Annotated in this window: 20 protein-coding genes, 1 tRNA gene and 1 other annotated feature; of the genes, 4 read left to right on the forward strand and 17 right to left on the reverse strand. The window is 46.5% G+C overall.

Going from position 1 to position 19,800, the window contains the following annotated elements; genetic code table 11:
• Nucleotides 1–100: 100 nt before the first annotated feature.
• Complete coding sequence (locus tag H6F66_RS28955; RefSeq protein ID WP_190422919.1) at nt 101–595, reverse strand: CatB-related O-acetyltransferase; 495 nt, start codon at nt 593–595, stop codon at nt 101–103.
• A 70-nt stretch (nt 596–665) separates the two neighbouring features.
• Here H6F66_RS28955 and rfbB point away from each other — a divergent pair, with 70 nt between their 5' ends.
• Entirely contained in the window at nt 666–1,865 is a 1,200-nt protein-coding gene (gene rfbB, locus H6F66_RS15680; RefSeq protein WP_190422921.1) for a dTDP-glucose 4,6-dehydratase, read from the forward strand.
• 248 nt (nt 1,866–2,113) lie between these two features.
• On the opposite strand, the gene H6F66_RS15685 is transcribed toward rfbB, so the two are convergent.
• From H6F66_RS15685 to rpaB, 4 genes are all read right to left on the reverse strand, one after another.
• The gene (locus H6F66_RS15685; RefSeq protein WP_190422923.1) at nt 2,114–3,217 is read right to left on the reverse strand and encodes an acyl-CoA desaturase; all 1,104 of its coding nucleotides are present in this window, start codon (nt 3,215–3,217) and stop codon (nt 2,114–2,116) included.
• Between the two features lie 118 nt (nt 3,218–3,335).
• Complete coding sequence (locus tag H6F66_RS15690) at nt 3,336–3,875, reverse strand: DUF456 family protein (RefSeq protein WP_190422924.1); 540 nt, start codon at nt 3,873–3,875, stop codon at nt 3,336–3,338.
• Between the two features lie 156 nt (nt 3,876–4,031).
• Nucleotides 4,032–4,703 carry a cofactor assembly of complex C subunit B gene (locus H6F66_RS15695; RefSeq protein WP_190422926.1) on the reverse strand — a complete coding sequence of 224 codons (672 nt, stop codon included), beginning with the start codon at nt 4,701–4,703 and terminating at the stop codon, nt 4,032–4,034.
• A gap of 83 nt (nt 4,704–4,786) precedes the next feature.
• Nucleotides 4,787–5,515: a response regulator transcription factor RpaB gene (gene rpaB, locus H6F66_RS15700; protein WP_190422928.1), complete on the reverse strand. Its 729-nt coding sequence runs from the start codon at nt 5,513–5,515 to the stop codon at nt 4,787–4,789.
• 260 nt (nt 5,516–5,775) lie between these two features.
• Between rpaB and radA the strand changes: the two genes are divergently transcribed.
• Both radA and H6F66_RS15710 read left to right on the forward strand, forming a co-directional pair.
• Nucleotides 5,776–7,305 (forward strand): DNA repair protein RadA, encoded by a 1,530-nt coding sequence (radA, locus tag H6F66_RS15705; protein ID WP_190422930.1) that lies wholly within the window; start codon nt 5,776–5,778, stop codon nt 7,303–7,305.
• Between the two features lie 78 nt (nt 7,306–7,383).
• Entirely contained in the window at nt 7,384–7,848 is a 465-nt protein-coding gene (locus H6F66_RS15710; RefSeq protein WP_190422932.1) for a DUF2141 domain-containing protein, read from the forward strand.
• Between the two features lie 304 nt (nt 7,849–8,152).
• On the opposite strand, the gene rplL is transcribed toward H6F66_RS15710, so the two are convergent.
• The 11 genes from rplL to H6F66_RS15765 all read right to left on the reverse strand — a co-directional run bounded on the left by rplL (nt 8,153) and on the right by H6F66_RS15765 (nt 18,847).
• Entirely contained in the window at nt 8,153–8,551 is a 399-nt protein-coding gene (gene rplL / locus H6F66_RS15715; protein WP_190422934.1) for a 50S ribosomal protein L7/L12, read from the reverse strand.
• Between the two features lie 80 nt (nt 8,552–8,631).
• A complete protein-coding gene (gene rplJ, locus H6F66_RS15720; protein WP_190422936.1) occupies nt 8,632–9,186 on the reverse strand; it encodes a 50S ribosomal protein L10 in 555 nt (184 codons plus the stop codon).
• 44 nt (nt 9,187–9,230) lie between these two features.
• Nucleotides 9,231–9,410: a sequence feature (ribosomal protein L10 leader region), on the reverse strand.
• A gap of 83 nt (nt 9,411–9,493) precedes the next feature.
• Nucleotides 9,494–10,210, reverse strand: a complete 717-nt coding sequence (gene rplA, locus H6F66_RS15725) for a 50S ribosomal protein L1 (protein WP_190422938.1) — start codon at nt 10,208–10,210, stop codon at nt 9,494–9,496.
• A 150-nt stretch (nt 10,211–10,360) separates the two neighbouring features.
• Complete coding sequence (rplK, locus tag H6F66_RS15730) at nt 10,361–10,786, reverse strand: 50S ribosomal protein L11 (protein WP_190422940.1); 426 nt, start codon at nt 10,784–10,786, stop codon at nt 10,361–10,363.
• A 19-nt stretch (nt 10,787–10,805) separates the two neighbouring features.
• The gene (gene nusG / locus H6F66_RS15735; protein WP_190422942.1) at nt 10,806–11,465 is read right to left on the reverse strand and encodes a transcription termination/antitermination protein NusG; all 660 of its coding nucleotides are present in this window, start codon (nt 11,463–11,465) and stop codon (nt 10,806–10,808) included.
• Entirely contained in the window at nt 11,462–11,686 is a 225-nt protein-coding gene (gene secE / locus H6F66_RS15740; RefSeq protein ID WP_190422944.1) for a preprotein translocase subunit SecE, read from the reverse strand. Before secE ends, nusG begins: the two co-directional genes overlap by 4 nt.
• A gap of 257 nt (nt 11,687–11,943) precedes the next feature.
• A tRNA-Trp gene (locus tag H6F66_RS15745) sits at nt 11,944–12,016 on the reverse strand.
• Nucleotides 12,017–12,107: 91 nt separating this feature from the next.
• A complete protein-coding gene (gene rplS / locus H6F66_RS15750) occupies nt 12,108–12,470 on the reverse strand; it encodes a 50S ribosomal protein L19 (RefSeq protein WP_190422946.1) in 363 nt (120 codons plus the stop codon).
• Between the two features lie 403 nt (nt 12,471–12,873).
• A complete protein-coding gene (gene pstS / locus H6F66_RS15755; RefSeq protein ID WP_242019237.1) occupies nt 12,874–13,968 on the reverse strand; it encodes a phosphate ABC transporter substrate-binding protein PstS in 1,095 nt (364 codons plus the stop codon).
• Nucleotides 13,969–14,423: 455 nt separating this feature from the next.
• Complete coding sequence (locus H6F66_RS15760) at nt 14,424–16,397, reverse strand: iron uptake porin (protein ID WP_190422957.1); 1,974 nt, start codon at nt 16,395–16,397, stop codon at nt 14,424–14,426.
• Between the two features lie 185 nt (nt 16,398–16,582).
• Entirely contained in the window at nt 16,583–18,847 is a 2,265-nt protein-coding gene (locus tag H6F66_RS15765; protein WP_190422959.1) for an alkaline phosphatase PhoX, read from the reverse strand.
• Nucleotides 18,848–18,904: 57 nt separating this feature from the next.
• Between H6F66_RS15765 and H6F66_RS15770 the strand changes: the two genes are divergently transcribed.
• Nucleotides 18,905–19,123 (forward strand): hypothetical protein, encoded by a 219-nt coding sequence (locus tag H6F66_RS15770; protein WP_190422961.1) that lies wholly within the window; start codon nt 18,905–18,907, stop codon nt 19,121–19,123.
• On the opposite strand, the gene phoU is transcribed toward H6F66_RS15770, so the two are convergent.
• Entirely contained in the window at nt 19,066–19,650 is a 585-nt protein-coding gene (gene phoU, locus H6F66_RS15775) for a phosphate signaling complex protein PhoU (protein ID WP_199295326.1), read from the reverse strand. The two genes, H6F66_RS15770 and phoU, sit on opposite strands and share 58 nt — an antisense overlap.
• Between the last annotated feature and the right edge of the window lie 150 nt (nt 19,651–19,800).

The raw sequence follows: 19,800 nt of genomic DNA on the forward strand, positions 1-19,800 counted from the left end.
TTATGAGTTATTGCCAGAAACATCGGAGACTTTTATTTATCTGGCAATGATCCGTATCATGGTCAGGCGGTTGGCATAATATTTAACCCCTCACCACTTTTCAAACATCCTCTAAGAGACGTGCTATAGTTTCGGGTTTGAATCGATAACGGATAACTTTGGCTGGGTTGCCAATTGCGATCGCATAATCAGGAATATCTTTGGCTACTACTGCTTTTGCTCCTATGACTGCGCCATTACCGATTTTGACACCTGACATGATTGTTGCTTCGTAGCCAATCCAAACATCATTTTCAATGACTGTGATGCCTTTAGTTGTTCCGTCTAAATTGCGGTCATAAGATTTAGTTTCAGATAAAAACCATTGCAGGGGGTACGTTGTAGCTCTGGAGATAAAATGCTCTCCTCCCCCGAAAATTATCACATCTTTAGCAAAAGAGCAAAACTTGCCAATCTGAATTTTTTCTTCGGGGTTCCACAAGGCAAATTTAATCCGACTGCTGGCATAAGTATGATCGCCAACTGTAATTCGACTATCATCGATTTTTGGTGCTAACCATTCTGACGAAGGGGATAAATACTCGTAATAGGCCATAAAGCTCTGAGTAAAAATGTTAAATTTGGCAATTATACTAAATTGAAATAATCAGTATTTAAAAGTAATTATGCCTTTAAAAAACCATCGCAGCTTATTAGTGACTGGTGGGGCAGGTTTTATTGGCTCCAATTTTGTGCATTATTGGTGTAATGCTTACCCAAGCGATCGCGTGGTGGTTCTGGATGCGCTTACTTATGCGGGAAATCTGCGTAATTTAGCTTTCGATGGACAAAAAAATTTTCGGTTTGTTCAGGGAGATATATGCGATCGCGCTCTCGTTGATACTCTACTACAAGAAGAAAATATCGACACAATAGCCCATTTTGCCGCTGAATCTCACGTTGACAGGTCTATTCTAGGCCCAGGTGCCTTTGTTCAAACCAATGTAGTTGGCACTTTCACCCTATTAGAAGCCTTCCGCCACTATCAGTTAACGTCTCCACGCCAGCCGCCACAACGGGGGGAACCCCCGCAAGGCGCTGGTTCCCCAACCCCTCTCCAACAAGGAGAGGAGCTTATTCCCCCTTCCCTACAAGAGAATTCTAAATCCTTCGATTTGGCTTATCCAAACGGGCAGAGGAGGATTTTCCTCCACATTTCCACCGATGAAGTCTACGGAAGCCTCGCGCCCGAAGATCCGCCTTTTACAGAGACCACGCCCTACGCCCCTAACAGTCCTTACTCAGCGTCCAAAGCAGGAAGCGATCACTTAGTCCGCGCCTATTATCATACCTACAAACTACCAACCATCATCACAAATTGCTCTAACAATTACGGTGCTTATCAGTTTCCAGAAAAGCTCATTCCCTTGATGTGCATCAACATCTTAATGGGGAAAGAATTACCTATTTATGGAGATGGGCAGAATCTGCGGGATTGGCTTTTTGTAGACGATCATTGTCAAGCTTTGGATGTCATAATTCATCGCGGAGAAATAGGCGAAACTTACAACATTGGTGGCAATAACGAAGTTAAAAATATCGACTTAGTTAAGATGTTATGTCAGCTAATGGATGAATTAGCTGCCGATTTGCCAGTGCGTCCCTCTAGCAATTTGATTACTTTTGTTAAGGATAGACTAGGACATGACAGGCGTTATGCAATTGATAGCACTAAGCTGAAAACTCAGCTAGGTTGGACACCTTCTGTAACTCTTGAAGCTGGTTTGCGTCGCACCGTTCAATGGTATCTCACTCGCCGCGATTGGTGGGAACCGTTGCTGTCTGAAGAATATCAGGAATACTATCGCCAAGTTTACGTATTATAGGTTTATAGGAATAATTTCTCTGTTAAAGATAAGTATTAGATTAACGAGATTGAGTAGGCTAAACTTAATCTACAAATTTACTAATTTCGGAGCTGGAAGTAACTATAGCAATTCAAGGGTTGGGCGCTATACATCTATAGGGACATGGCATTGCCATGTCCCTACCAAGGTAACAAAATGTCCGAACCGCGATACATTCCACCTAACTGAGAAACGCTATAGGTAAAGCGATCGTCCTACATCCAACCTTAACTCACCCCACTGGTAGCCTCAGCCATCTTAGGCGGAGTTCCCATTGCTTTCAACCAGCGGTAATTGGAAGCGATCGCTTCGCCCAATGTTTCATGAACCTTATATTCAATTCCAAATTCACCGCATACTTCTTCGACAATTCCTGCCAGTTTCGGGTAATGAATATGGCAGATATGAGGAAAAAGATGATGAACAACTTGAAAGTTTAAACCGCCGAGATACCAGTTTAAAACCTGATTCTTGGGGGCAAAATCTACTGTGGTGCGTACTTGGCAAACCGCCCACTCATCATCTATTCTTCCTGTCTCAGGAGATGGTGTTAAGAAATCTGCTGTGTCTACTACATGGGCAAGTATAAATACAAAACCCATAATTGCACCAACCGTCATGTAAGTTGTAACAACACCCAAAATTACTTCGAGTGGTGAATATCCCAACATTAAAGGTACACCTATAACATAGGCTACCCAAAAAGCTTTAAAGCTGAAAAACGTTATTAAATCGCTTTTTTTCGGTGTAGGAATTCCATGATTAATATAGTTGCGCTTGATTAGCAGAACATAGAAATCATAGATGAATCCATGCAGAGGTACAAACCCGTATAGTATCCAAATGTAAAACTGCTGAAAGCGGTGAAACCATCGATACTCCTGTTCGGGAGACATTCTCACCAAGCCTTCACCATCTATGTCCACATCATGATCAACTATATTTGTATAAGTATGATGAAGAACATTATGACGATATCTCCATAAATAACTGGAGACTCCTAATAAGTCGGTAGCTAAACTGAGTATCTTATTAACATTTTGGTTATTCGAGTAACCACCGTGATTAGCATCATGCCCAATATTAAAGGCGATTGCAGCCATTGAAATTCCAAGAACTACACATCCAAGGAGTTTAATCCATGAATCACTAGGTACGAAGATAATAAATGCCCAAGTGGAAATCATCCATGTCAGGCAAATTACGCCTTTGAGATACATGGCGAAATTATCTCGCTGTTTGATACTTTCCGATTCAAAATAAGCTTCAACTCTTCGATTGAGTTCTTTTCTGAATCCAACTGCTTTTGAAAAAGTGACTTTTGACTGCATTCAGTAACCAATTATACACAAATGACCGTAATAGTATAACGTCTTTTACGGTGACGATGCAGCCAAAAATCTGGGAAAACTATTAAGATTGACCTGAAGACATATATTAGTAAATTTATTATGCTCCGGCACCAAAAGGCCAAGTTGTGAAGAGGAAAACAACAACTGTGGCGATCGCTAGCAATCCCTGAATCACATTCCCAATCAGCGAACCTACCACAATGCCCACACCAGCTTTCAGCGATAGCTTAAATCTAGGCTCCAGTTCCAAGTCGCGGCGATAGAGAAATTCCCCAATAATTGCCCCCAGTAATGGCCCAACCAGAATCCCCACCAATGGCCCCGCAACTAGGAAAGCAGGCAATAATCCCAAAAAACCGACCACCAAGCCGACAATGGCACCAATTTGCCCCCACTTGCTAGCCCCAGCTCGCTGCGCCCCCAAATAGCTAGCGAAGAAATCGATACCAATACCCAAGATCAACACTACGATAGTAACGCCCAGGGGTACAGCCACAGTATTAAAACCTTGAATGGCTCCCCAGATTAGAATGGCAATTAAAATCAAGCTGGTTCCGGGAATTCCGGGAACCACTGCGCCGATAATGCCAACAACCATGACAGCAACAAGTAGCCAATAGAGAAGTGGTAGGGACATTTTAATTCCAGGGGTTGCGACATTTTTCAAGAAGATGTTTATAAAGATGCCCTGGCGACTGTACGCGGCTATACAGGCAAAACCCGGTAAGGGTTGAAGAAACCAATATAATGTTTAGTCTGCCTTCGTCAGACTTGGTTTGTATAGCCGCAAATTCTATTCGCTGGGGACTTTGTAAGCATCATCTAAATGAGAGCTGAGAGTGAAATCTAATTTTTCGGCAATCCCAGCTATCCAGTTTTCATCTTGATTAGTATAACTGCGAGGAGCATTAGCACCTAAAATCAGCACACCGCGATCGCCGATAGGCTGGCAGATTACACCTTGAGTATTCTCTGGAAAATAGTCAAATTCAATCTGTCCAGGGTATATCTTTAGCGACACTAGATAAACTGGCTTTTGTTTTTCCAGCACTCGCTGCAAAATCGCCCCCGGTTTTACTTCCGGGTTGACACCCAAGATACCCCGACGCAATAGCACTTGTCCTTTGTACCAAACGACAAGGGATCGCGTCACCGTATTGGTCAGCAGCAGATGCGAAGCCCAAGCTAACTCTGTTTTCACTGCTTCTGGCAAGTCTGGCGCTAGTTCAAACCCCTCCTTACCGATCAGTTCAACAACATCAGGCGATCGCGGCTGCACCTGCTGCCATAATAAACCTGTCAAAATCAGCAACGCACTAATAATCACACCCAGCGCATCAGAACGAGCTTGGGATTCCGTTAGCTGGGGTGTCAACAAACGGTTAATCAGCAGCAGCACGCTCGCCAACCCACCGACAACAATGGGCAGCTGCCGCAAAACCTGATTTTGATCTGGTTTAGCCATACTTGCTTAAGGGTTGAAGGTTAAAAGTTGAAGCGTTAAAAGTTTGAATAACTTTCAAGTTTCAACTTTCCAACTTTTCAAATTCACAGTTCATCTGGCTCAATGATTCGCTGGAACAGATAGCCAGTGCCTCGTGCCGTCAGAATCAACTCCGGATTACTGGGGTCATCTTCCAACTTAGCTCTCAACCGCGAGATATGTACATCCACCACGCGAGTATCTACATGGCGTTCTGGCGTATAACCCCAAACCTCCTGCAAAATCTCAGAACGGGAAAAAGGCTCTCCAGAACGGCTGACTAACAATTCCAGCAGGCTGAACTCCATCCCGGTAAGCCGAATTCGCTCATCGCCCTTGTAAACTTGTCGCTTATTGGTGTCAATTTTGATATTCCCCACATGGATGACACCAGAACTGGGAATACCAGTTGCCCCAGTTTTATCCACTCGTCGCAACACCGAACGGATACGTGCTTCCAGCTCTTTTGGCGAAAAGGGCTTCACAACGTAATCATCTGCTCCCAGCTCCAATCCAGTGATGCGGTCAGCAACATCACCTAAAGCAGTTAGCATAATAATTGGGACATCGGATTCCTTCCGCAATTCCTGACAAACGCCATAGCCATCGAGCTTTGGCATCATCACGTCCAAAACTACCAAGTCAGGCTCGGCATTGCGAAAGGTATCCAGTGCTTCTTCTCCATCGGCAGCAGTCACGACATCGTAGCCAATCATGGAAAGGCGTGTTTCCAGAATGCGGCGGATGCTGGCTTCGTCGTCAACTACCAGGATTTTTTCTTTATGGCTTTCCAAGCTCGTGAACGCTCCTTCCTTAAGTCCGATTTCTAATCGTAAATTTGAGTGCTATTACATTAAGATATCATTCAATTTAGTCAGTTTGTAACGGCTGAAATTCGCACTGTTACAGCTTTTCATACTTTCTTAATATTACGTAATATTAAGATTCTTTAACAATAAATATTTGAGTTTGGACGTTAGACTTTGGGCAGAGGCAAAATTTGAGTCTCTACCAACTTTATTTCCTGGCTCCTAGCTGTAGCCTATACCTAAAAATGGCAAAGCCTAAAACCAACTATGTCTGCAACGAATGTGGGGCAGAAGCTTCACAATGGTTTGGCAGGTGTCCTTCCTGCGGCACCTACAACTCTCTAGAAGAACAGCTCTTGCCACAGTCTGCGTCCCTTCCCAGTCGGGGTTTGCAGAGTTCGCAGCGCAACGGCAAATCAGCCGCCAAAATCCCCCAGGCCAGAGCATCTCTGACATTCGCGCAAATTACCGACAATCATCAGGAGCGATGGAGTTCTGGCTATGACGAATTAGATCGCGTACTGGGCGGGGGAATTGTTCCCGGCTCTTTGGTGTTAATTGGTGGCGATCCTGGGATTGGTAAATCAACGCTGCTATTGCAAACGGCGAATCAGCTGGCGCAGAGGTATCGCATTCTCTATGTCTGTGGGGAAGAGTCGGGACAACAGGTGAAGCTGCGGGCTTCTCGATTGGGTGTCGGAAACACTAATCAGGATGAGGAAGAAAATGGCGGCGCATCTGTCGAGGTGGAGTCATCTGTATCTGTAGAGGCTCCTGTGAAATCCATCCCTGGCGCGGCTGCGGATTTATATGTGCTGGCGGAAACAGATTTAGAAGAGATTATTAGGGAGTTGGAAGCTCTAAGACCGAATGTGGCGGTGATTGATAGCGTTCAGACCATTTACTTACCGTCTCTGACTTCTGCGGCTGGTTCAGTGGCTCAGGTGCGAGAATGTACTGCGGCGCTGATGAAGGTGGCAAAAGGGGAGAATATCACGCTGTTGATTGTGGGACACGTAACGAAGGAGGGTGCGATCGCAGGCCCAAAAGTTTTGGAACACTTAGTAGACACCGTACTCTATTTTGAGGGCGATCGCTTTGCTTCTCACCGACTCCTGCGTTCAGTAAAAAACCGCTTTGGTGCAACTCACGAAATCGGCGTTTTTGAAATGATCGACCGGGGACTGCGAGAAGTTTCTAATCCCTCGGAGCTATTTTTAGGCAACCGTGACGAAGTGGTTCCCGGTACAGCCTTGGTAGTCGCCTGTGAAGGAACTCGCCCGATTGTGGTAGAACTACAAGCCTTAGTCAGTCCCACTAGCTACAGTTCTCCCCGGCGCTCTACGACTGGCGTTGACTATAACCGACTGCTGCAAATTTTGGCAGTCTTGGAAAAACGAGTCGGCATACCTTTATCTAAGTTAGATGCTTATGTTGCATCTGCCGGAGGGCTGAATGTAGAAGAACCGGCGGTAGATTTAGGAATGGCGATCGCTGTGGTTGCTTCTTTTCGCGATCGCATTGTCGATCCCAGTACCGTTTTAATCGGCGAAGTCGGCTTAGGCGGCCAAGTTCGAGCAGTTTCCCAGATGGAACTGCGGCTGAAAGAAGCAGCTAAATTGGGCTTTAAAAAAGCCATTGTTCCCAAAGGGCAAAAGTTCCCAGAACTCGGTTTAGAAATTATCCCGGTGGCAAAAGTGATAGATGCTATCATTGCCGCAATTCCGCCTCAACATCATGCTGATGAAGAAATGCTGGAAGAAGATGAAGATTGATAGATGTTAGTTGAATTATGGCTAATTCTTCAAAAGCCATGATTCAATTAGCGATTAACTAATGACTAGAGGAGTGTTATGAAAAATCAAATAAAGATTTGCGGCCTTGTACTTTCCGTTTTAGGCTGCATCGCCCTGACTCAGAACGCGATCGCGCAGAACACAGGCAAGATTAATATTGAAATCGAAGGACTACGCAATCAACAAGGCGAAGTTTGTCTGAATATTTTTTCTGGTAGCCGAGGATTCCCCAGCGATTCCGAAAAAGCTGTTAAAAAACAGTGTTTTCCAATAACAAAACGTCCTCTTACCGTAACGTTAGGAGGCTTGAAATATGGCAGCTATGCTGTCTCGGTATACCACGACCAGAACGGAGACAAAAAACTAAACCGAGACAGTTTAGGTATTCCCGCAGAAGGATTTGGATTTTCTAATAACCCCTTTGTCGGCACAGCACCCGCCAAATATAGAGAAGCGCTGTTAATTGTTGCCGGAGAAAGTACCAATATCAAGATTATGATGAAATATTCGATCAATAGTTAAATACCGGGCAATACAGTCATTTAGAAGCTCAAAATCCCAAATCTGCGTAAACTACAGCTATTTGGGGTTACACAAACAAAGCCTGCTTTTGCAGGCTTTGAGAGTCATTAATCTCACATAACGCAAGACTTCTTTTGTTCGCCCTTGACTTCAGGATGCTGTTGGCGCAAGAACCTAACCCTAGCCCCGTAACCCTTACAAGGGTTGCGGAAACCGGAAGCTCTCCTACTAGGAGAGAACTCTTATCGGGAAGTCGTCAACAGTATCCTTTAGTCCTCGGCGCTTATGGGGTGGAACGCAACTCTTACTTAACAGTAGCCTTCGCGCCAGCTTCTTCCAACTGCTTCTTGATATCAGCAGCTTCTTCCTTGGCAGCGCCTTCCTTAACTGGCTTAGGAGTGGATTCCACTAAATCCTTAGCTTCCTTCAGACCCAGACCAGTGATAGTCCGCACCACCTTGAGGATGGCAATCTTCTTATCAGCTGGAACATCATCCAGAATCACATCAAACGCAGTTTGCTCTTCCACTGGTTCCGCAGCAGCACCACCACCAGCACCAGGAGCAGCCATCATCATCATGCCGCCAGCGGGTGCAGCAGCACTCACGCCAAAGGCTTCTTCAATCTGCTTAACGAGTTCAGCAGCTTCCAACAGAGTCAGCGATTTGAGTTGGTCGAGAATTTGATCGGTTGTAGCAGACATGAATAAACTCCAGTAAAATTGATTGTTTTGAAGCCCGCAGGCGCGGACTTCTTTCGCCCTTGACTTTAGTCGTCAGGCATCTATGCAGCAGCATCGCCCTCGGCGTTGCCACCTTCTTGCTTGTCGGACACCGCTTGTAAACCCCGTGCCAGCGAAGCGGGAACCTCGTTGATACCGATGGCAATTTTGGCTGTCAACGAATTGATCGCCCCAGCAATTTGCGCCATGAGTTGTTCCTTCGAGGGCAAGTCACCAAGTGCCTTGACATCAGCTTCACTAAGAGAGCGACCTTCCATGACACCGCCGCGAAGTTCTGTCTTCTTGGTGGCTTTTTGGAAGTCTTGATAAGCTTTGATAGCGCCGCTCAAGTCGTCTTTTACTAGCAGGAAGGCGGAAGACCCAGTGAGCAATTCCGTCATTGGTTGCCAGGCGTCGTTACCGTCCACGGCAATTCGCATAAAGGTGTTTTTCGCCACCTTGCACACTGTGCCACTTGGGCGCAGTCGCCGCCGCAAGTCAGTAATATCAGCAACGGTTAGCCCTTGGTAGTTAATCACAAGTGCCAAATTGGACTGATCCAAAGTTTCTTTGAGATCAGCAACAATCTCGCGCTTATTTTCTGGCGATCTACCCATCTATGTTTCACCTCCTTACTAAGTGCAGAATGCCAAACTTTCAAAAGCCCAATAAAAAACCCCAGTGGTAAAGCCGGGGTAGGAGCGATCGCATCCTTAATATCACTTCTGCCATGCTACTTGCGGCTAGAAGATTGATACTTGATGCAATAAAGGCGCAAACCTAAGCAGGAAATTAAGCATATGATCGCTCCTGCTGTCTCCGGCGCGTACTTATTCAGTTTATTGGGCTTAAATCTTGAAATCTTTCTCCTTGTATCCTTCCTTTCGTAGGCTGGGAAGAAGCCCACCCTACGAAATCTAAATTTTAGGCAGCATCACCGAACTTAAAATCGCGCAGAGCGTTGATGTCAAGTTGAATTGATGGACCCATTGTCGCCGATACGTACATCGTGCGCCAGTAGCGACCTTTTGCTCCGGTTGGACGGTTGCGGTCAATCGTTTCCTGCAATGCTTTCAGATTCACCAGCAAGTCGTCGGTTGGGAAGGCAGCTTTGCCAAACATAACGTGAACGATGCCAGTGCGGTCTGCTCTGAATTCTAGCTTACCAGCTTTAAACTCTGCGATCGCACCCGCCAAATCAAATGTCACCGTCCCCCCTTTGGGGTTAGGCATCAAACCACGTGGGCCTAGCATACGTCCCAGTTTTGCTACCTGCGGCATCATATCCGGCGTTGCCAGCAGCAGGTCGAAATCCATCATACCTTTTTGGATTTCATCGATCAGCTCCTCAGATCCAGCGATATCCGCACCGTTAGCGCTTGCTTCTTGTACCTTCTCCCCACGAGCGATTACAGCGACTCGAATTGTCTGTCCAGTTCCTTTAGGCAGAGCCACCGTGGTTCGCAGCTGTTGGTCGGTATACTTGGGGTCAATTCCTAACCGGATATGTGCCTCAGCTGATTCGGGAAATTTTGCTGTTGCTGTCTCTTTTAACAGGTTTAGAGCATCTATCGGTTGGTAGACTCGATCTTCAACTTTCTTTTGCAGTTCTTGAAGTCTGCGGGATAGTTTCTTTGCCATATTTCTCTCCTGGGGTCACTAACGAGGTGTCGCCTCTCCCCCGATAAAGTGTTGTTTGTCCGTTGTCCTTCGGCGTTTTAACGTTTTAAAATTGTCAAGTTTTTACAACTTTACAACCTTTCAACTTGACAATGTTTTAACGTTCAGTGACTAATCCGAAATTGTCACGCCCATATTTCGAGCCGTCCCTTCGACAATTTTCATTGCCGCATCAATGTCGTTGGCATTGATGTCAGGTAGTTTGGTTTGGGCAATTTCTTGCAGTTGCCCCCGTGTAATTGACCCCACTTTTTTCCGATTTGGTTCGTTAGAGCCGCGTTCAATGCCAGCTGCTTTGCGAATCAAAACTGATGCTGGTGGTGTCTTGAGAATAAACGTAAAACTGCGGTCTTCATAGACTGAAATTTCTGCTGGAATCACCATTCCCGCTTGGTCAGATGTTTTGGCGTTGTACTCTTTGCAAAACGCCATGATGTTTACACCGTGCTGACCTAGAGCAGGTCCCACCGGAGGGGCGGGGTTAGCTTTCCCAGCATTTAGAGCTAGTTTTATGACCGCAACAACTTTCTTTGCCATCTTGACTGTTTAGCCTTGTTTAGCCTTGTTTCTGAACCTGATTAAACTCCAATTCTACTGGCGTATTGCGTCCAAAAATCGATAGTAACGCCTTCAGCTTGCTCCGTTCTGGGCTGACTTCAATTACCTCGCCTTCAAAATCTTTAAACGCGCCAGAAAGGACGATAATTTTATCTCCATTAGCCAGATAAGTTTTGACTACTGGTGCCTGTTCGGTGGTTTGTTTAAAGATCCGTTCCACTTCCGAGAAACTCAGCGGCAACGGTTTTACGTGTCCGCGCCCTCTTCCGTAGCGGCGTTTTTGTTCTGCCCCGACAAAGTTGATTACGTTTGGAGTATTTTTGACGACCTGCCAAGCTTCGTCGTCCATCTCCAGTTCACCGTCTTGTCCGGGAACTAGGCGCATCCGGACTAGCACATAACCTGGAAAAACTTTTTCTTCCGAGGTCTTGCGACTGCCATCTTTGAGCGTTTTTACGGTAGGGGTTTGAGGTATCTCTACCTGTAAAATTCGCTCTGCTACATCCAGGGTTTGAATGCGCTGTTCCAAGTTTGTCTTGACGCGCTTTTCACATCCAGAGGCAACCTGAACAGCATACCATCTAGACTTTACAGGCGCATTGGAGCTTTCTTCTCGTTGCTCGAAATCTTGTGTATCGTCGTCAGCTGCATAACTCATCCGAACACCTGCTTTGCTGCCCATGCAAACAAACCGTCGAAAAGATAAATCATAGTCGCCGAAAGAGTCACCATTAGCAGCACAGCCGCAGATTCGCTGATCAACTGCTGCCGACTGGGCCAGACAACTTTGTTCAGTTCTTCTTTTGTTTCCTGAACAAAGTTCGATACGTTAAACCCAGTATTTTTTTCTGTGCTTTCTGGTTCGTTTTTCTTTGCCACACTATCTCTCCCGTGAATTCAGATGTAGGTTGTCCCTTGGCGTTTGAACGTTTTAACGGTTGAAATGTTGTTATAACCTTTCAATGTTTCAACTTGACAACGAGAATGACTACCCACACAACATAAGTCTACCCGAAAGTTTATATCTTTGAGGCTGGCTATCCAACCCTAAAGATCCCTTCGGGCAGAGCTTTGTAACTAAGGTCTTGAGTTTTTCACTTTTTTACTCAGTCCTCAGTCCTGATTTGTGCTGAGAGCGCGCCCTGGAGGACTTGAACCCCCGACATCAGGTTTTGGAGACCTGCGTTCTACCAACTGAACTAAGAGCGCACAGGTGGAAGCCAGAGCGATCGCCTAAACTTCTCTAGTTTCCAGTTTAACCCCTTGTGGTATCAATCGGAAATAACCTTTCCAATTTCAACTACGAGTTGCGATCAAACCGTTGCTTAACCCTAGTGGCTTTACCAATGCGATCGCGTAGGTAATACAGTTTAGCACGACGCACCTTACCACGGCGAATAATTTTGATGTTTTCTATTCTGGGAGAATGGAGCAAAAACACTCGCTCAACGCCTACCCCTTGGAATACTCTCCGCACGGTAATTGTGGAGTTTATGCTGCTACCGCCTTTAGCGATAACAACACCTTCGTATGGCTGCGTCCGTTCTTTGCCGCCTTCTTGGATAATTACCCCAACCTTAACAGTGTCTCCCACATAGATTATGGGTAGCTCCTTTTTCAGTTGCTCCGCTTCAATGGAGTGAATTATTTCCTGAGCATTCATTGGTTTTGTAAAAAACTCACAGCCTCCTAGCTTATCTTAATGCCCGGTTGTTTGTCTATAGCTCAATACGGTTCAGTTAGTGATGAATGAAGAATTCAGAGGTGTTGGAAGCCTTACTCCTAGGTTACTTTTCTTGTTCTTATTGAGAACAGTCTCAACTATATTCCTTAACTGAACTGTATTGGTCTATAGCTAATCCCAACTTAAGTAGGGTGGGCATATAGAAGGAAAAAGGCAGAAGGTAAAATTGGAGAATTCCTCAATTTCACCTTCTGCCTTTTAAGGGCAGTAGCGGCATATCAATACTTTCCGGTTAAGACTTGATCGCTCCAACTCCCCTTTTTGATTTGGAAATGCACCCCCCCACTTACCCTTGGGTTGGGGGGAGCCGATGACAGCCTTTTTACGGTTGAATGCTATTAACCGCTGCTTGAACCTTCTGGACGACTGGCGCGGGAAGAGGCACGTATCCTAGCTCCTCGCTGTATTTTTGCCCCTCAGTTAAGCTCCAGTTAAGAACATTCTTCAAGGCTTGTGCCTTTTGGGGGTCTTCATAGGTTTTGTAAGCCATGATCCAGGTATAGGTAACAATGGGGTAAGAATTGTCCCCTTCTGGATCGGTGATGGAAACCTGCAAGTCTGCTGGTAGAGTCGCTGCGGCTAGAGTATTGGCAGCAGCTTCGCCACTGGGATCAATAAACTTGCCTGCTTTATTTTCCAAAGCTGCTACAGGTATATTTTGCTGCTTGGCATAGCCGTACTCAACGTACCCGATTGCGCCTTCGCTTTGTAGCAGCTGGGCGGTGACACCTTCGTTACCTTTAGCACCAACTCCCACAGGCCAGTTGACAGTTTTACCTGCGCCGGGGCCGCCTTTCCAATCTGGACTAATTGCACTCAGGTGGTTTGTGAAGACGGCGGTGGTGCCGCTACCATCCGAGCGATGTATAACCGTAATTGGTCTGTCTGGTAATGTTAATCCCGGATTGGCTTGGGCAATTCTGGGGTCATTCCAAGTCTTAATTTTGCCCAAGAAAATATCGGTGTAAACTGCGCGTGGTAGCTTCAGTCCTTTGACATCCGGAAGATTGTATGCTAATACAATGCTTCCAGCTGTCATAGGTAACAGTACAGCACCTTTGGCAACCTTGGCGATTTCCTCTTGCTTCATGCCTGTATCGCTGGCTCCAAAGTCCACGGTTCCCTGGGTGAACTGTTCTACCCCAGCGCCACTGCCAACGGATTGATAGCTGACTTGGACGTTGGGATTTTGCTTGTTGTATTCAGAAAACCACCGCTGATATAAAGGAGCGGGGAAACTAGCACCAGCACCAGTGATGCTGGCGTTGCCACCGCCGCCCCCAGCGTTGGCGGCAGGAGCAGGGCTACCACCCGTTGCTGCTGGCGGAGAAGCTGGTGGGTTGTTTGAAGGACAACCACTCAAACTCATGGAGAGGGCGATCGCAGAAAATAGAAAAGCCCTTTGGGTTGAACGCATTGAAGAAAACATACTAATCTTTGAGTTTTGGTAAAAGCTGAAGCTGAATGATTGCAAAAATCTTTCGAGTGCATCTAAAAAACGCGGTGATAACCTCTGGTGTACCACCGACGCACCAGTAGCGGATGAAAGCCGATCCCACACCCTACAAGAGTTATGTATTTACAAAACGCTTGATGCTCCCATTTTCGATCCCATGCTAGTTGTGCAAGGTTATGCAAAGGTAAATTATTGGTAATATCAAGGTTAAGTAATGAGGATGGGGATGATTAGAAGGCTTTAGCCAAGCGGACTTTTGAAGTTTAGAGTAACCTCACAAACTTCTTAATCTCAGCAAATCTCTGATTTCTCGTTCCCAGCCGAAACTAGAAACGAGAAAAGTTGATACCAATCAATGAGAGGCAATTATCTAAAAGAAAAAAGGCAAAAAAATTCTTTTTTGCCTTTTTTCTTTTTTAGAACGTGAAGGTTGTCCGAATCGTTCCAACGTAGATGGAATCGTTGTTATCGTTGTGTTCTGGGTTCAGAATCACGATCAGACCAGGGGTGATAGCGATGTTAGGAGTTACCCGCAAGCGATAGAAACCTTCTAGATGGTAAGAGGTATCGTTATCTTCACGACCAGTCACTTCGTTATCGGTAACTTTAGGTGGTATACCGAAGACAAAACCCAGCAGGTTGCCTCGTTTACCCAAGTCTGGGAAAGCCACGTTCACAGCAGCGTTGAAAATGTCTGCATTAGATCCTCGCGTTGCCGGGCCTGCGGGACTGGTTTCAGCAACGGCGTTGGTATAACCTACCCAACCGCCAAGGGAGAAGCGAGGGCTGAGGCGCAGGTTAGCTTCCAAACCGTAGGAATTCGATGTCGTAGCAACTCCACCACCAAAAGGCGTATTAGCAAAGCTACTGCCTGTACCTGCTGAGACACTGACATCGTTATTACTGCCAGAATAGTAGCCGTGGACATAAGTTAGACCTAAGGAGAAGGCGTTACTAGGTTGGAAGGTCAACTGACCCAGAGCAGCATATGTACCGTCAAATAGACCGCGACCTTCGCTTGGGTCGTTGGAACGTCGGGCAAAGTAACCGCCAGACAAGGACAAGGCTTTGCTAATGCTGTAGTTGAAGGATGCGCCACCGCCGCCACCTGCGCCAGTTGGGTTCCCAGACCGATAGATGGGGTTAAAACGACCGAAGCGGGAGATGGAACCACTGCCGCTGCTTTCAAAGTAGGGATTGACCGTGGGGATAACCGTGTCGTTGAACTCACCCCTGACGGCATCAAGTTGAACAGTTAGTCTTTGACCGACGGGGAAGCGATAGTAAAGTTCGTCAACGGCAACGTCGTTGTCAGTATTGACCGGACCTGTTCCCTCAAATCCCAAGCGGGTCATGTTGGTGCCAGTTAGACCCGAACCAAACGAGGGGATGTTGGCAGCTTCCAAGCGAGTTCTCAGGCGATCGCGTCCGGTAAAGCTGGTGTCAAAGTTCAGACGTACCCGGTTGGCTAAAATGGTATTTGCTTCTATTTCCTGATCTGAATTAGGCTGACCAGAAGCTACAGCTCTGTCTTCGCCAAAGACATCAGCAAATGCGAAGATAACTTCACCAGCCAGTTTGGTAGTGGTAGAAAATTGATTTTCTTCTAGGAATTTGGTGCGAGCTTCCAGGTTGTCTACCCGCGTCCGCAGGGTTGCCAGTTCTGCCCCAAATTCATCAATCAACCGCTGAAGTGTTGCCAAATCTTCTTTGGTGACGAAATCTGCGGTGGAAGCGGCAATCAATTTTTCAATTTGCAGCAAACAAGCATTTAATCCGGCGGCAAATTCAAACCGCGAAAGAGCGCGATTGCCACGATAGGTGCCATCGGGATAACCTGCAATACAACCGTAACGCTCAACTAGGCTTCGCAGTGCTTCATAAGCCCAGTCAGTCGGTTGCACGTCCCGCAGCTGGGAAATGTTGGTTACTTGATCCATCGAATCAGAGGAACCAGTTTCACCACTGTAGCGGTTGATTTGTTCTAAAACTTCTGTGTTTTGAGCTGCTGGAGCGCTATTTACGGGTGTTTGGGCCACGGTTGTGCTTTCTGCCACAACTGGCGCTGGACTTGCGTTTTCGGCTACTGGTGTCTCAGCTACCGGAGCAATGTTGATATTTGGTTGGGCAGCTAGTTGCTCAATTTGGGGCTGCTGAGTTTCTTGGGCGGGCGCAATCGCGATTTCCTTTAACTGTTCCTGAGCCGCTTCGCTCGACTGAACAATCGTTTCTTGTGTATCAGCTGCTTCACTCTCGGCAGCTGGTGCCATTGGAGCGATCGCGTTTTCGGCGGCAGGTTGCTGGGCGGCGAGGGCGCTACTTGCAATTAATAAAGATGCACCCAATAAGGCTGGCCCCAGTTTTAGAGCATTCCAGACAAAATTAAACATTAGTTTTTCCTCACACCTAACTGGACTCACCGAGAACGTTCCGGATTTAATGGAACACTTTTGAGAACGTTTTACAAAATTTTACCTTACCACCAAACTTGTTACACGTCTGTTTTCAGGATTACACTGTTTACCTCCTCCCTATCCCCCATTTTACGGATACTCATAGTAATTATTAAGTCGGCTCATACTGAGGTAATCGGTTGAGAATCCGACCGACGAACGGCAACCACCGCAGGCTTGGGCGGATCATTTACATTTTTCCCAGGCCAGTTAGAGCCTATTGGCACTGCCCGATTTTGGATAAAATCTTGACCATCTACAGTTTTCATGGCAAATTGACGAGTTTCTGTAGCCTGGTTTTTGCGAATGCCATTGGCTTCGCCTGGGTGTTGCACCGCGAGAAACAATGTCTGCTGGTCGCGGGTAAAAAATGGCCCAGTTGTTTCGCACTCCATTGGCCCCATCCCGAACAAGTACGCCTTACCTGCATTCTCCCCAGTAGTGGGAATAAACCAAATGGAGTTGTTGCCAAATATCCCCTGTAAGCTAGTCTCTTCAAGCGGCTTACCCTCAACATCAACACGACTGGTAACGGCTTTATTGTGTTTGGAGGTGGACATATCTGTAACCATCCAAACATTACCATCTGGAGCAATCAAGAGGTTGTCTGGATTGGAAAAACCCATTCCTCCAAGAGCAGGTTCGCCTCCTGTGGCTAACATCTGCCAGCGGAAGCTTCCTGCCCCTGGTTCATTGCCATCTTCAATTAGGTGCATAATCCAGCCATACTCATAAGGTATTTCTCCCTTTGGCCCCTTGAAGATGCGCTTGTCTGGCCCGCCGTCGCCACCGGGGGAACCGGAGGTAAAGGAGATGTAAAGCGAACCATCTGGCGCAATTTCTGTGTCTTCTGGGCGGGCGGTACAGGTTGCCCCAACAGCATTAGCGGCATAATGGGCATCAATTAGAATTGCCCCTTGTTTCTCTTCTGGGTTGCCAGTGTAGAGGTCATTTAGCGTCTTGAACTGCTGTTTGAAACTGGTGCTGAGTTCATCTTTATCAGCTTTGAAGTAGCCACCAGAGGGGCTGGGGGCTGGAGACTTGGAGGACAACGCTTTTTTTTCCTTGTCTCCCCCTTTTCTTTCGGGTAAGGGAATCATCTCCCCAGCGACGTTGCTAGGCAAATCTGGATCGATTGGGGTGTTTGGGGAAAGGGGAATCCAACGCCCTGAACCGTCTGGGTTAAATTTAGCGGCGTAAAGCATTCCCTGTTTTAGTAGCTGGGAATTGGCTTTGTCTTGGGGATTGTTAACAACGTCTTTGCTGACGAATTTGTAGATATGTCCGCCACGGCGATCGCATCCTGAATAAAATGCCAGTGGTTTAAGAGTCTCAACTCGCACCCCCACAGCTTCATGGCGATAGCGTCCTAACCAAGTGTGTTTCGTACCGTAATCTTTGGGATTTGCTGGATCTACTTCCACAATCCAGCCATACTTGTTCCCAGCTAATCCGAATACATTACCCTGACCAGACACTTCCTCGTCGTCAATAGTCACGGTGCGCTCTTTGGGCGCGAAAGCTGTACCATCGGCATACACTGGTTCCGGCACCTGCACCTGAAAATTTTCTTCCCCACTCAGCACCGTACCCCAAGGCGTTGTTCCACCAGCACAGTTGCCAAAGGTGCCAATTATGCGATCGCCTAATCCATCTACATAGCCCATCCCCTGCTTTTTGCGAAACACAGCCGCAGCAGGCCCGGTGACTTTCAAATACCGACCATCTTCTAAACCAGAAATCCCACTAATCCGTCGGTCAGATGGGGAATTTGTCCGCACCCATTTCCCGTTAGCATCTTTGCGAATGGAAATTACACCCATTCCCTGGTCTATCAGAGCTTCTTTGACAATTTCTCTAATTTGTGCTTTTGTCGGGTCATTATCTGGCAAAGCATAAGCATTAATTCCATCCTTCCCAGCTTTTTGAAGCGCCGCTTGTACCTGGGACAAAGGTAGAGGCTTACCAATCACCTGCTGATAAGTTTCCAACCAGGGAATCGCACTAATGTACTCAAAATTGACAGTGAGATACCCTTCATCTTTGCCCGTCTCGACGAAAGATAAATAGTCGTTATTATAGCCAAAGCGAGAATCCCCTACTTTGTCGCCCCAAGCAGCAACAACATCATAAGTAAAGCCTTCCGGCAACACCAAGTCATCTACCACTTCATAGGTCGTGTAATCTGCGATTTGCTTGGTTAATTCCAGGTTATTAGTTGCCAAGGGCATTGTTCCCTTAACTGGTTTGAAACCTAGTTTCTTTACTCCTTGGTTAAATTCTGCTAAAAACGGGGAATTTTTTCCGCAAGATTTGAGAGACCCCAAGGTGACGACACCGACACTCCCTCCCAAGAAAAGCAAGAAATCTCTGCGCTTGAGCTTCATTAACTGAATGTGTGGATTACGGCAACTATCTTAGGACTACTAGGATGCGTCTTCAACATGGACACCACATCTTATATGGGCAAGTTTAGTAGTAAGTTAGCATTTGGTAATCTTCAGGTTAAGCCATTACTCATTCTCATTCCCAGTCCGCAGCCTGGGAATGAAGAAGAGGAAGCTCTGCGTCCGGCTGCAAACCAAGGCACCTCAGACAAACAACTTCAAGAGCGAGTACCAGTAACAATATATGCCACTCGTTGCCCAATATTGGTAGCATGATCTGCCATCCGTTCTAGGTGACGAATCACCAATACCATTAGCAGAATTGGCTCAATCACCCCTTTGATATCCCGCTGAAAGGCTAAGGTCTGATAAACGGTTTCGTAGGCGGTATCTACGGCATCGTCTTGTTGCTTGATAGCTTTCCCAGCGGCGGCATCCAAATCTGCCAGTGCCACCAAACTCGACGCTAACATGGCTTGGGCATGATGAGCCATAGCTTCAATCTCAGGCAGGCAAGAATGAGGCGGGTAAGGAAAGAGTTTAATGGCAATCTCTCCTAAGTCTTTGGCATAATCACCAATTCGTTCCAAGTCTCGCACCAGTTGCATATAAGCACTTAGCTGGCGCAAATCCTGTGCTACTGGGGATTCCAGAGTCATGAGAGTAGAACAGTCTAATTCGATTTGGCGATAAAAGCGGTCAATTTGTTTATCTAGCAAGGGAATTTCCCTTGCAGCTTCCAGGTTGCGAGAAAATAAGGCTTGGTGCGCCAGACGAAAGGAGTTTTCTACCAAGGCTCCCATCCGCAAAACATCTCTTGCTAAGCTCCTGGTTTTTCGCTCGAATTGGATACGTTCTGAATTGCCGTGTTTAGAGGAAAGATTTACCACAGCTGCTAGTGAGGAAAAAAGGACAGTTATCTCTACATTACAATGGCTGAAATTTTTTAATTT

Source organism: Trichocoleus sp. FACHB-6, from assembly GCF_014695815.1.
Taxonomy (GTDB): Bacteria; Cyanobacteriota; Cyanobacteriia; order Cyanobacteriales; family FACHB-T130; genus Funiculus; species Funiculus sociatus.

Excerpts from the sequence above, each read along its gene's own strand:
- H6F66_RS28955 (WP_190422919.1), bottom strand. The coding sequence starts at position 595 with ATGGCCTATTACGAGTATTTATCCCCTTCGTCAGAATGGTTAGCACCA.
- rfbB (WP_190422921.1), top strand. The coding sequence starts at position 666 with ATGCCTTTAAAAAACCATCGCAGCTTATTAGTGACTGGTGGGGCAGGT.
- H6F66_RS15685 (WP_190422923.1), bottom strand. The coding sequence starts at position 3,217 with ATGCAGTCAAAAGTCACTTTTTCAAAAGCAGTTGGATTCAGAAAAGAA.
- H6F66_RS15690 (WP_190422924.1), bottom strand. The coding sequence starts at position 3,875 with ATGTCCCTACCACTTCTCTATTGGCTACTTGTTGCTGTCATGGTTGTT.
- H6F66_RS15695 (WP_190422926.1), bottom strand. The coding sequence starts at position 4,703 with ATGGCTAAACCAGATCAAAATCAGGTTTTGCGGCAGCTGCCCATTGTT.
- radA (WP_190422930.1), top strand. The coding sequence starts at position 5,776 with ATGGCAAAGCCTAAAACCAACTATGTCTGCAACGAATGTGGGGCAGAA.
- H6F66_RS15710 (WP_190422932.1), top strand. The coding sequence starts at position 7,384 with ATGAAAAATCAAATAAAGATTTGCGGCCTTGTACTTTCCGTTTTAGGC.
- rplL (WP_190422934.1), bottom strand. The coding sequence starts at position 8,551 with ATGTCTGCTACAACCGATCAAATTCTCGACCAACTCAAATCGCTGACT.
- rplJ (WP_190422936.1), bottom strand. The coding sequence starts at position 9,186 with ATGGGTAGATCGCCAGAAAATAAGCGCGAGATTGTTGCTGATCTCAAA.
- rplA (WP_190422938.1), bottom strand. The coding sequence starts at position 10,210 with ATGGCAAAGAAACTATCCCGCAGACTTCAAGAACTGCAAAAGAAAGTT.
- rplK (WP_190422940.1), bottom strand. The coding sequence starts at position 10,786 with ATGGCAAAGAAAGTTGTTGCGGTCATAAAACTAGCTCTAAATGCTGGG.
- nusG (WP_190422942.1), bottom strand. The coding sequence starts at position 11,465 with ATGAGTTATGCAGCTGACGACGATACACAAGATTTCGAGCAACGAGAA.
- rplS (WP_190422946.1), bottom strand. The coding sequence starts at position 12,470 with ATGAATGCTCAGGAAATAATTCACTCCATTGAAGCGGAGCAACTGAAA.
- pstS (WP_242019237.1), bottom strand. The coding sequence starts at position 13,968 with ATGCGTTCAACCCAAAGGGCTTTTCTATTTTCTGCGATCGCCCTCTCC.
- H6F66_RS15760 (WP_190422957.1), bottom strand. The coding sequence starts at position 16,397 with ATGTTTAATTTTGTCTGGAATGCTCTAAAACTGGGGCCAGCCTTATTG.
- H6F66_RS15765 (WP_190422959.1), bottom strand. The coding sequence starts at position 18,847 with ATGAAGCTCAAGCGCAGAGATTTCTTGCTTTTCTTGGGAGGGAGTGTC.
- H6F66_RS15770 (WP_190422961.1), top strand. The coding sequence starts at position 18,905 with ATGGACACCACATCTTATATGGGCAAGTTTAGTAGTAAGTTAGCATTT.
- phoU (WP_199295326.1), bottom strand. The coding sequence starts at position 19,650 with ATGGGAGCCTTGGTAGAAAACTCCTTTCGTCTGGCGCACCAAGCCTTA.